This window comes from Runella rosea, assembly GCF_003325355.1.
Classification (GTDB): domain Bacteria; phylum Bacteroidota; class Bacteroidia; order Cytophagales; family Spirosomataceae; genus Runella; species Runella rosea.
The window spans coordinates 231,435-243,964 of sequence record NZ_CP030850.1 but is presented as its reverse complement, the minus strand read 5'-3'; the positions used below and the strand labels follow the sequence as shown (position 1 = coordinate 243,964).

Annotated in this window: 9 protein-coding genes; all 9 read left to right on the top strand. The window is 43.6% G+C overall.

The features are described 5' to 3' along the window. The first annotated feature begins 93 nt into the window (after window positions 1-93). Complete coding sequence (locus tag DR864_RS01205) at window positions 94-1,860, top strand: glycosyltransferase family 39 protein (protein ID WP_114065227.1); 1,767 nt, start codon at window positions 94-96, stop codon at window positions 1,858-1,860. Next, on the top strand, window positions 1,860-2,675 hold the full coding sequence (locus tag DR864_RS01200) for a transketolase (protein ID WP_114065226.1): 816 nt from the start codon (window positions 1,860-1,862) through the stop codon (window positions 2,673-2,675). The genes DR864_RS01205 and DR864_RS01200 overlap by 1 nt, the downstream gene beginning before the upstream one ends. Window positions 2,676-2,715: 40 nt before the next feature. Continuing rightward, on the top strand, window positions 2,716-3,069 hold the full coding sequence (locus tag DR864_RS01195; RefSeq protein ID WP_114065225.1) for a hypothetical protein: 354 nt from the start codon (window positions 2,716-2,718) through the stop codon (window positions 3,067-3,069). 45 nt (window positions 3,070-3,114) lie between these two features. Continuing rightward, on the top strand, window positions 3,115-5,094 hold the full coding sequence (locus DR864_RS01190; RefSeq protein WP_229599490.1) for an NAD-dependent epimerase/dehydratase family protein: 1,980 nt from the start codon (window positions 3,115-3,117) through the stop codon (window positions 5,092-5,094). Between the two features lie 6 nt (window positions 5,095-5,100). Further along, window positions 5,101-6,045, top strand: coding sequence for a transketolase family protein (locus tag DR864_RS01185; RefSeq protein WP_114065224.1), 945 nt, complete (start codon window positions 5,101-5,103; stop codon window positions 6,043-6,045). After that, a complete protein-coding gene (locus tag DR864_RS01180; protein WP_114065223.1) occupies window positions 6,045-7,661 on the top strand; it encodes a hypothetical protein in 1,617 nt (538 codons plus the stop codon). The genes DR864_RS01185 and DR864_RS01180 overlap by 1 nt, the downstream gene beginning before the upstream one ends. A gap of 57 nt (window positions 7,662-7,718) precedes the next feature. Next, entirely contained in the window at window positions 7,719-8,843 is a 1,125-nt protein-coding gene (locus tag DR864_RS01175; protein ID WP_114065222.1) for an acyltransferase family protein, read from the top strand. A 141-nt stretch (window positions 8,844-8,984) separates the two neighbouring features. Continuing rightward, on the top strand, window positions 8,985-9,731 hold the full coding sequence (locus tag DR864_RS01170; RefSeq protein WP_114065221.1) for a glycosyltransferase family 2 protein: 747 nt from the start codon (window positions 8,985-8,987) through the stop codon (window positions 9,729-9,731). A 71-nt stretch (window positions 9,732-9,802) separates the two neighbouring features. After that, on the top strand, window positions 9,803-12,529 hold the full coding sequence (locus DR864_RS01165; RefSeq protein WP_114065220.1) for a hypothetical protein: 2,727 nt from the start codon (window positions 9,803-9,805) through the stop codon (window positions 12,527-12,529). Window position 12,530 lies beyond the last annotated feature (1 nt).

The window sequence follows — 12,530 nt, the reverse complement described above, 5'->3', positions numbered from 1 at the left end:
TAATTAAAAAGTACTTTGTATTACAAAGTAAATAAATCATAAACACATTATCCTACTATTTTTTCAATAAATTTGCGGCAACAAAATCGAAATATGTCTTTGCCACAAACTTCCACTCTTTTCCAAACCAAGTACGTCTCTTATGGGCTGGTTGCTGTTTTGATACTTGCGGCGAGTCTGCGTCTCTACAAATTGGATGCCCACGGAATCTTTTTTGACGAAAAAGCAACGATGATGGTAAGCCAGGGCATGGTTCAAAACGGCGGCAACCAACACGATGTCTTTAACCCAACAAAGTATACTTTCACTAATCAAGAATTTTGGCAGCCACAAACATTCGATGAATATTTGGAGGCGATGCGCCGCAGCGACATCGGCAACAGCCCTTTTTATTACCTTTTGCTCCACAATTGGCTCAACCTGACGGGGGTTTCAGATTTTACCTCTCGCCTGCTTTCTGTACTTTTCAGCGTTCTGACGGTGTGGCTGATTTTTATCTTTACCCACCATTTTTTAAAATCATCGAGATTAGCACTAACGGCGGCGGCATTGGCAGCGATTGAGCCTTTTTTTGTTACTTATTCGCAACAGGCGCGCAATTATTCACTTACTTTCTTTCTGACACTACTAGCCACTTATTGCTTCCTACGCGCACTCGAAGCCGATGAAAAACGCAAACCTTCAGCTCGTTGGTTTTTGTTTTATGGATTGGTGGCTGGATTGAGTTTTCTTTCTCATTTTCTGGCCGCTACGGTTTGTTTGGCCCACGGAATGTATGCCCTTATCACGGTTCGTCGACTGCGAACTTGGGTAGCTTTGGTTGGAGCCGGCGCATTGGCCGTTTCGGGTTTGGCAGCTTGGATTATTTGGGGAGGCGGAGATTGGACCATACGATCACTCAATCATCAATCGGCATTATATTTGGAATGTGCGCTCAATCGGCCTTATAACAATCCTTACGGCATTATTTTGCCCGCTACGTTCAAAAATCTGTTCGACAAAAGCCTGCCGATTTTTACCGATTTATGGATATATTCAAATAATCTGGTAGGCACACTGGAAGGTAAAAAAAATGCGATTGTAGCGATTTTGATTGGTCTTGGGCTTATTGTGGCTTTTCGGTATTCTCAAAAGAACCCAGAAAAATCAACTATGATAAGCATAGGAACTGCCGTTGTTTTGGGAGGTAGTATCTTATTTTACAGCAATCATAAACTGGAATTTTCGGTCGCTTCGGTCGCTATCCTGATGCTTTTTTTGGCATTTGATCAGACAACATTCAAGAACAAAAATCTGATTTGGTTTCTTATCATTATCGCCATCATTCCCTCGGCTTTCTTGATTTTCAATGCCGCCCGTAGCGGACACACGTATGGTCTGACACAACGCTATTCGGGATTTTCGTTTCCATACGTCATTATTTTGGCAAGCGTTGCTTTGTGGCACCTGCTAGAAAGCAAAAATTGGCTTAAGTACTTAATACTAACGGTGTTGATCATTCAGGCGATGTTTGTCGGACGTACCCTTCAAAGTTTCTATGACGATGTATCACCCAAATATAATTATCGCAGTGAGCCTCGTTTGCCCAACCCTCACTATGCTGCTGCCCAAAAAGCCCGTGAATTGTACCAAAAGGGTGATACAATCCTCATTGCTTCCCCAGTTAACGTGTTTGATAACCCCATGGACCGTACTTTTATGCGTCATTCAGTAACTGATGCGCAATATTTTAACTTGTATTTACCAAAAGACGGTATCTTTGTGCAACGGTTAGACACGGTAAATGTGGATAAAATTTCCCTTAAAAAAGCCTCTGGGCAGTTAATTGAATTAACAGACTTGAAAGGAAAACGATACTAATGGTTGAAACACAAACGATCATCACTGACTACAAACGGCTCAGCGGAGAGCTGCGCTTAAAGGTACTTGGCCTTTACAAAAAAGCCAACGCGGGGCACATTGGTTGTTCTTTAAGCTGCATTGATTTATTGATTGCTGCTCTCATTCAACAAAAACGCCCGCAGGACTCTTTCCTACTTTCAAAAGGCCACGCGGCGGCGGCTTTGTACGTGGCACTCAATCATTTAGGAGAGATTTCGGACGAAGTATTGGATACATTTTATCAGGATGGCACTACCCTTCCCGCCCACCCTGCGCCCAATAGACACGCGGGCATTCCATTTGCTACGGGCTCACTAGGGCACGGCTTACCGATTGCTACGGGTATGGCTCACGCAAGCAAACTTTCGGAAGAAGATGCAATCTCATTCGTGCTGATGTCAGACGGCGAAACCAATGAAGGCACCACCTGGGAAGCAGCCCATTATGCCATTCAAAATCAACTCGATAACCTAGTGGTGTTGGTGGATAAAAACGGCTTACAGGGCTTTGGCAACACAATAGATGTACTGGGAGAAACCGCCACGGCAGCAAAATGGAAGGCCATTGGTTTTGATGTTTTTGAGGCTGATGGCCACAATCCTGAAGCACTGATTGAAACCATTGAAACCGTCAAATTGCGCAAAAACGGACTACCCAAGATAATCATTGCGCATACTATAAAAGGAAAAGGAGTTTCGTATATGGAAAACCGCATGGAATGGCACTATCTGCCCATGAGTGACGACCAATATGAAACAGCAAAAGCCGATGTAATAAATGCGTACTTTTCTTAGGTTTTGCTTAATTTTGGCCAAACTCTGATTCTATATAATTATGATGACGGACCGACAACGAATCGAGCAATTAGAGCTTTTAATCGCAGAATTCGCAATCAAGCAAGATGAGCAAATGGCTATTTTGGAAGAGCACTCTGCCAAAATAGAACGTGTATCTTTGCAAATTAGGCGTGTGGAAGAAGTGATAAAGATTTGTTTGAAAGGTATTCAACAAAATAGTGATGATGTTCAGTTTTTGCTCAGAAAACAAACCGTGTTTGAAGAAAAACTGAATGAACTCACTTTCAAAATAGATGGCTTGGGTCTTCGAATGGACAAAATTGAGCAGCGCATGGAGAATGTTGAGACCAAATTAGATGTAGTTATCAACATTCTGCAAAATAGAAATTAGCAACCTTGGGTGTTTATTTTACAAACATCCAAAATCTCATTTGTTTTGATTTATCAGGAAAAAATACTTCAGCTCAAAGGGCCCATATTTGTATTTGGAGCCAGTGGTTTTATCGGAGCCAATCTTTTCAAAGACATTTTCAAAGTTCGTAAGGATGTCTACGCCCTCACCCACGACGCCACCAAAGCTTGGCGCTTAAAATTGTTGGATATTCCCTTTGAGAATATTGTTCACTGTGATATTTTATCAAACAACTCCGTTGAGCAGACTTTTGAGAAATATAAGCCAAGAACTATTTTCAACTTGGCCGCTTACGGAGCATATAGCAAGCAAAAAAATATCAATCTGACCTACGAGACCAACGTCATTGGAACGGTCAATATTTTAGAAAACTGCACCGACGAAACGGTTTACATTCACGCTGGAAGCAGTTCTGAATACGGGTTCAATTGTGCGGCTCCCAAAGAAACCGATCCCGTTAAACCCAATAGTCACTATGCCGTTTCGAAGGTCTCAGCGGCGTATTTGATTGAGTTTTACGCAAAAGTTCATCAACGAAAAGCCCTCAACTTACGCCTTTATTCCATTTATGGCGCTTGGGAAGAGCCTGACCGGTTGATTCCCCGCCTGATTGAAGAAGCCCGTAAAGGCGGTTATCCTCCGCTGGTTTCTCCCGATATAAGTCGCGACTTTGTCTACGCCGATGATTGTGTAGAAGCATTTTTGGACGCGGCATTAAAGGTAAATGCAACCATTTCGGGTAAATCCTATAACATCGCAACGGGTGAAAAAACCACCATGCGCGAACTGGTCGAAACCTCCCGTCAGACCTTTGGTCAGACGGATGTACCGGCCTGGGGAAGTATGCCCAATCGCGGTTGGGATTTATCAGATTGGTACGGCGACCCCACAGAAGCCCTAAAAGACTTGGGTTGGAAAGCCCGCACCTCCCTTAGCGACGGGCTTAGATTAAACAAAGAATGGCAGGAAGCAAACCAATACGAAGAACGGATTCTGCCCGCTTTTGCCAATCCAAAGCTTAATCCTGTGATTACTGCCATCATTGCTTGCTACAAAGATGCTCAGGCGATTCCGTTCATGTACGAGCGTTTGGTCAAAACCTTCAATGAACTTAAAGTAAGATACGAAATCATCTTTGTTAATGACGCCTCGCCTGACAATCAAGACGAAGTAATAAACGCCATTTGCCAACGTGATTCCAACGTTATTGGTATCACACACTCGCGAAATTTTGGCTCTCAATCGGCCTTTTTGAGCGGTATGGAAATTTCGACGGGCGACGCCGTTGTATTGATGGACGGTGATTTGCAAGACCCGCCAGAAGTCATTCCTCATTTTTATGAAAAATGGTCAAATGGCTTCGATGTGGTATACGGCGTACGCGTACAACGCGAAATGAAGCCTCATATTCACTTTTTTTACAAGGCTTTTTACAAAGTTTTTCAAAACCTCAGCTATATCCCCATCCCTCGCGACGCGGGCGATTTCTCCATGATTGACCGCAAAGTGGTTAAGGAGTTGGTGGCCCTTCCCGAAACCGAGCAATTTCTGCGCGGCCTGCGGGCGTGGGTAGGTTTTAAGCAAACGGGCGTAGACTACGTGCGCCCCGAGCGAATGTTTGGCGTATCGACCAACAACTGGCGAAAAAATATTTGGTGGGCCAAGAAAGCCATTTTCTCGTTCAGTTTTGCTCCGTTGGAACTGATGAGTTACGCTGGTTTTAGTCTCACAGTCTGTTCCATTTTGGGGATTTTTTACCAGATATTGGCGAAATACTTTTTCGCGCCCGACACTCCTCAAGGTTTCACGACAGTTATCATTTTGATTACTCTTTTTGGAGGGTTGACCATGCTAGGCATCTCGTTCTTAGGAGAATACATCAGCAAGATTTTTGAAGAAACGAAAAAAAGGCCAAAGTTTATTCGTACAAAAATTCAAAAAGGCGAAAAAACATTTCGTACTTCGGATGAAATAATGACTTTGGTAAAACAGCGAAAGAAATAAACTATTATGCGCAAAGAATTTTCAGCCGCCATTGAAAAATTAGCACTCGCCGATGAATCTATCGTATTCATTACCGGCGATTTAGGATATAATGCCCTAGAAAACTTACAGGAAAAACTAGGGAAACGCTTTATCAATGCCGGTGTAGCCGAGCAAAACATGGTGGGCGTGGCCGCAGGAATGGCTTACAAAGGCTACAAAGTTTTTTGTTACAGCATTGCCCCCTTCGTGGTGTATCGCTGCCTCGAACAATTCCGTAACGATGCCTGTCTCCACAATCTGCCCGTGTTTCTTGTGGGCAACGGCGGTGGATACGGCTACGGCATCATGGGCAGTACGCACCATGCCATCGAAGATTTGGCCTGCCTTAGCAGCCTGCAAAATGTAAAAACATGGATTCCAGCTTTCAGCGACGAAGTTGAGCCAGTTTTGGCGCAGATAGTACACGAAAAACACCCCGCCTATTTGCGCCTCGGCGTAGGTCCACTCACCCCCGAAGGAGCGGTTTTGTCGGGGTCGTTGAAAAAAGTGGTGCACACGCCCAATGCCCAAACCGCCATTATTGCTTTGGGGCCCATTGCGGCCAATGTACTAAAAGCACTACAAGAACCTGAATTACAGGCCAATTGTAGCGTTTATACTGCGCTTAGCCTTCCGCTTCAACTCACTGACGTCACCCTACAAGAGCTGCGGCAGGCAGAAAATATACTGGTGGTAGAAGAGCACGTAAGTATCGGGGGGTTAGGACAACAACTTTCGGTAAAACTGCTCGAAGCGGGGATTCATCCGCAGCGTTTTCAATCATTGTCAGCCCAAGGATACCCCAACGGGCTTTACGGAAGTCAACAGTATCACCAAACCCAATCGGGCTTGGATGTTAAAAACATCGCGAACGTCTTACGGTCATTTGCTGAATCACCGCTGCTGCACACTAATCACCCCCATAGTTGATGAACAAACGATCATTGGCATCCTTACTGGTTACGTTTGCCCTGATATTTGTGTACTATCAGCTTTGGAATCGTTATGCCATTAATATTCCCAAATGGGATGACCACGCCTTTAAAGCTACCTTACTTGATTTTGATAAAGCCGATAGTTTTGGTGGAAAAGTATACGAAATTTACCGTCAACACAACGAGCATCGGGTAGCCCTAACCCGATTGGTCAGCGTCATTGATTACAAGATTTTCGGCCATCTCAACTACGAACACCTGATGTTTTTCGGAAATTTGGCCCTGTTGGTGATTTGGTGGTTGCTTACCCGTTTTTTTAAACCCTTGCCCGGAGCCGTCTGGTACGCCTTGCCCATTGCGACGCTCTGGTTTTCACTGGCTTTTTGGGAAAATACCTTTTGGGGTATGGCCGCCGTTCAAAACTTATGGGTAGTAGCTTGGGCCGTACTGACCTTCTGGCGACTGAGTCGAGGCGACAAGTACTGGTGGTGGGCTTTGCCGATGGCCTTTATGGGTGTATTCACCAGTGGCAATGGCATCCTGATTTTGCCTCTTGCGTTGGGCGTTTTATTACTACAAAAGCGTTGGAAAATTGCCGCTATCTGGGCGGTATTCAGCATTTTAAGCATTGTCCTTTATTTCTGGGATTATCAGAGCCCGCCCACTGATTTGAGCGCTTCTGGCAGTTTTCAGGCTTTTATCAGGGGCTTTCTGCTTTTTTGTGGTTCAATTTTTGAGGGACTACCATTCGGTAATTTTCCATTTCAAATGCCGCTTTGGTTTGGAGCCTTGTCGTTATTTGTAAGCCTGAGTATGCTGCTTTACATCTTGAGAAGTTATTGGAAACGCCACTTTGTATTAAACGAATTCGACTATTTTTATTTAGGAGGAGTTGCGTTTGCTTTGGTTACTGCGCTGGTTGTCAACTATTCACGTACGGGTTTAGGTTCGGATATCATGCTGATGAGCCGCTATAAACTCTACTCGGCTTTGTTGGTCAGTTTTAATATCGCCTATCTGACCCGCCTTGTAAGTTCACGCTTTCGGGAGGTTTTGACGGTTACCTTTGTGGTGAGTGCGGGTTTTTTATATGCCTGCAACCAACATTATCATTTGTACGACGCCATTCAGCTACGCAAATATCTGATAAGCACCAGTTTTAATTGGCGCAATGAGGCTCCCGCCACGAATACAATATATCAAGCGCCCAAATTGTTTCTGGAGAAAATGAGTCTTCCCAAAGATAGTATTGTTGCTGGTGGAAAGGCGTGTTCTAGCAACGACTCTTTATTGGAACTGAAACAACCCAATTATCGCCTTTATGACCTCCGTGATGGAGGCCTGTACGTGCTTTTGTCCAATGAAAAGCATCAATACATCTTCCCAACCCAACAGGCACGGAAGCATTCACTTCGAAATTTCGTCAATTACAATCGATTTTTTATCAAAGGTTCAACCGCGCGTATTGAGGCCGCTGAAGTTATTCCTGGAACCTACCGGGTACGCTGGTTGCATTATGACCGAAAAGGCAAACTGTATTTAGAAAACGCAGATTGTGATGTCATGACATTTAAGGAGGTAAAAAAAGCAGTTATTAAAACAAATTGGTAATTCGTAAAAAAATGATTGGCCAAAGGGGTGCATCCTTCGCCGATAACAAGCTAAATTATGTCGGCAAAAACGCAGGATAATTATTTGATTCAACTTGATGGGTTACGATTTATAGCCGTGGCTTTAGTGCTTTGGGACCACTGGATGCCCGAACCTCATCAATTGCCTTTTGGTAAATTAGGCGTGAATTTATTTTTCGTTCTGAGCGGCTTTTTAATAACGCGCATTCTGCTCAGTAGTAAAGACAAAAACTACACAAAGTCGGGAGGTTTGGGGCAATATTTGAAGAAATTTTACATCCGGCGTACCATCCGTATTTTTCCCATCTATTACCTTTCTTTAATAGTTCTGTGGCTATTGAACGACCCTTCCGTACGGGGCAAAGAAGGATGGCAGTTTTTGTACGCCTCCAATATTTACATTGTACTCAAAAAAACATGGCTGGGCGTTACAGACCATTTTTGGTCGTTGGCCGTTGAAGAGCAATTTTACATTTTTTTTCCGGTCCTGATTTTCTTTATTCCGCGCCGCTTTGTCATTCCATTTTTTACGGTACTTATCGGGCTGAGTGTATTGCTACGCGCCTATTTTTTATGGACAGGGCAGCCTTGGTACGTTTCGTACGTCACCATGCCCGCCGCCTTAGATGCTTTTGGCTTTGGGGCATTGATGGCTTACGCCCAGCTATATAAACCTGCCGTTTTTCAAAAACTCTTCACCAATCGTCTTTATTTGTGGTTAAGTTTGGCGGCTTTGGGCATTGTTTTTGTACTATCCATTCAAGCCACCAAAGCGGGAGTTACGCAGGATAATAATGTCTATGTAAACATTTGGGAACGTTTTGTGGCCTCTATTTTCTTTATGTTTTTGATTGGGGGTGCCATTATTGGTTACAAGGGTTGGTTCAAGTGGTTTTTAGAAAACCCCATCAGCAATTATTTAGGCAAAATCAGTTACGGACTTTACGTTTACCATAACTTCGTTTATAATCATTACCATTCGCCTGCTACCCACCCAGTGGTTCGGCTTTTCAATAAGCTAGGTCGAAACATTGAAGGTTTTCAGGATATGCACCAACTGCGCGTTTTAATTCTATTTGCGCTCACTGTCATCGTTGCATCCGCTTCTTGGTATCTGATTGAGAAGCCCATTAACGCATTGAAAGACAAATATGCACCCTGAAATTACGTTACTATCAAAGCCATTAAATAAAAGCTTAGCCATGTACAGTAGGCTAAGAGGCATTTTTTGAGTAGTTTTGTCGAGTTTTTAATAACAATAATCAAGCTTTCCTTAAACAGATAACAATTAACAATTCTCATAATGAGTTTATATTTTTCGATTGTCATGCCTGCCTATAATGAAGAAGAATGTATCGAGCAGGTAGTTACTATGTGGACCTCCTTTCTTAAAAATACGTTCCCTGGCAAAGAAACCAAACTTATTGTTATCAACGATGGCTCTAAAGATGGCACCAAAGTTCTGCTAGATGGCCTGGCTCCCAAAATTGATAATTTGTTAGTGGTACACCAACCTAACGGCGGTCATGGAAATGCCGTTGTTAACGGATATAAAAAAGCGGCTGAACTTAATTCTGAGTGGGTTTTTCAAACCGATAGCGATGACCAGTTCGTCACCGAAGATGTACTCAAATTATGGGAAAAACGCAATGATTCTAGCTTTGTCATGGGCTACCGTCAAATACGCTATGATGCCCCTGCTCGATTGGTGATTACGCGCATTTTGAAATACACGATTTTCTTCGCGTACGGCACTTTCATCAATGATGCCAACATTCCGTTCCGTCTTATCAAAGGAAGTTTTTTGAAGAAACTCTTAGCTCAATTGCCTAATCCAGAACCATTTGCGCCAAATATCTTTCTGGCAGTAATGGCTAAAAAAGCGGGCGAAAATACATTTGATATACCCATTACCCACAAAGAACGTTTAACAGGTACGGTTTCAATCTTACGTTGGAAACTCTTAAAAGTGTGTATTCAAAGTTTTAAAGAATTACTTCGTTTCCGTCTTGATCTCAACGGAAAAGTGAAAGCAATCAAGGCGAAATAAAGACGTTTATGGTTCATAGTCAATAGTTTATCTTATTTTCAAACTATGAATTACAAACTATGACCTAACCTATGAAAAGAAGAGGGCTAATTGTTGTTATTGCGCTGGTAGTGTTTCTGTCAGGATGGTGGGGCTTTCAGCGTTGGCAAATGTATTCGGCATCCGTCTGGAAATTGTTGCCCGAAAATGCTTTCTTTCTCATTCAGAGCCGACACCTGCAAGATACCACGTACAAGGTTCAGCGTGGGGGCATCGAAATGCGGGAGGTGCCACTCCTAAACCTTGCCGCTCGACAAGTGGATATGTTTCGCCAGTTGAGCGACGATAAAGTCCGCGTCGAAAATCTCCTTAAAGGTCAGTCGATTACGTACGTTTTGCAAAAAACTGCTGGTGGGCGGTTCGCCTACCTTGTTTTTTTGCCGATGGAGGCCTTCCAAAGTTATGCTTGGCTGGAAGCGCCCGCGTCCAAAAACGTGCGGGTAACGTCACATATTCACAGCGGTCAGAAGATTTACGACGTCACCAATCCTCTCTCGGAGCCTATTTTTGCGTATACTTTCTTTAATAACTTTTTGGTTTCATGCGTTTCGGGGGATGTGCTTGAAGATTGGGTACGGTTTGCCCAAAGCCCCCTGCGAACCACCAACACCAGCCGTTTTGAAAGCATCAAACAGGAAGGCAGTGAGCTAAGTATCTACCTTGACAACGTTGTGCTGTCGGAAGCCATCCGACGAGATGCCGCTACCAGTCCCGACGCGGGCTTGCTATACTTTTTATCGTTCCTTCCAGGCACCGAAGGCTTGCACTTGGATAAATTTTTCTCCTCCAAAAATCCTACCCTCACCTCACAAGGGAAAAAAGTAAAACTGGAAGGCTACGTTGAAGCCTTAAATGACCAGAAAGCCAGTCCGCTTAACCATACTTTTTTTATCCCAAATACTACAGCGGTTATGTATCGTTTAGGGTTTGAAAATTCTGACAATTTTGTCCGAAAATTACGCCCCCAACTGGAAGCCCTATCCACTGATTCCGTCAATCGTTCTCGCAAACAGCTGCTAAACCTCATCGGCAATGCCCGACTAGACACATTTTATCGAAGTTTTAATAAAGAACTCATTCTGTGCCAGTTGGAACCCAATAATTCCCTCACCAAAGGACAGATTATCTTACAACAGGTTCAACCCAAAAATGGACTCGAACCCTTTTTTAGGCGTTTATCCGTACTTTTCAACAAAAACACTGGCACCCCTTTTGAGCCTTTTCAGGGTGGATACGTTTACAATATCAATTGGCATGAGTTGCCAGCGGTTCTTTTCGGTGGGCTTTTCAAAGGATTCCCAAAATGTTATGTGGCTTTTCACAAAAATTTTGTGGTCTATGCCAATGACTCACAAGTGCTTAAAGATTATCTTATTGATTTGGAATACCAACGAACTTGGGCCAATTCATCGCTTTATAACACCTTTTTGAAAACGACCCTCGGCGCGTCCAATCTTACATTTATTGTAAACCCGCGCAAAAGCAAAGAGTATATGGGTACGGGATTTATGAATTATTTATTCACGAATCTTAACTATGACATTACCGAAAAACTCCCCTTTGACCAGTTGGTATTTCAATCCGCCTATAAGAACGGGAAAGCCTACTCTTCGCTCACATTTGGCCGATTAAACAAAGCTACCAGTGCCAAGACCCTTAATAAGGTATTTTTACAACAAGAAAAAACCTTTGAAACCCCTCCTGCAGGCGGAATTTACCTCGTTAGAAACTATCCGAGTAGTCTCGAAAAAACCATTGTAGTTACGCCATCACGCGAATTACAGAATCCATTACTGGAAGAAAATAAACGTAAAATCACGCAATTAGACGCCCCGATTGTGGGAGATATTTATTCGGTCGATTTTCTGAGTATCGGACGACTGCAATACGTATTTGCAACGCAAAAAAGCCTGAATGTCATTGATGAAGATGACCGCCAACGCTATCAATCGCTGCCCCCCATTACGCTCCCAGCTGGGCGCACGATTCGGAGTTTTCAGCGTCTGGAAAGCGGTATTGAAGGTAGTTTTAGATTTTTAGTTATTGATACGGAGGGCTTTTTATACCTCTGGAACAGCCCTAATCAAGCACCCGTTGTACTGAATCGCTCCCGCCCCTTTGTCGACTTGCTCCTGCCCATCAACGAAGTGGAATATATGGGGAAACGTCACTTTTTGTTTACGCAGGGCTCGGGCCAGGTGGGCTTAATCAGCGAATCAGGCGTTATTCCGTCTCCCTATAAACTTGAACTAAATACCAACTTTACGGGACCATTTTTTGGGGTATTTGCCCCTGAAAACGGCACCACCACCCTCATCGGTATCAGCAAATACGGCGAACTTTTTGAAATAACGCTCGGCGGGCAAGTCAAGCGAAAGGTGCAGTTATTCCGTTCAGATCCTACCTCATTTTTCCGTGCCCGGGCCGCCATCAACAACCGTGACTGGATTTTGTTCCGCGAGTCTGAAACCCAGTTTGCGGTACTTGATAAGCAAGGTAAAGAACTGTTTTCGGCCCAAGGGCTTATTCCTTTCCGCAACAATGTACAATACCACTTTTTGGGCTCGGAAGTAAAGTTTTTAAGCGTAAAATCGGGTAATTTTACGACGCTATACAACCTAAACGGTACTCAAATTGGCGATAAGCCCATTCCGAGTGAAATCCCGATACGTGTCAATCTCGTTGAAGGCTACAATAAGCTGTTGATTCACAGCTACGCCAATAAAAAATTACAAACTTGGTCTTTGAAGATTCGGTAGC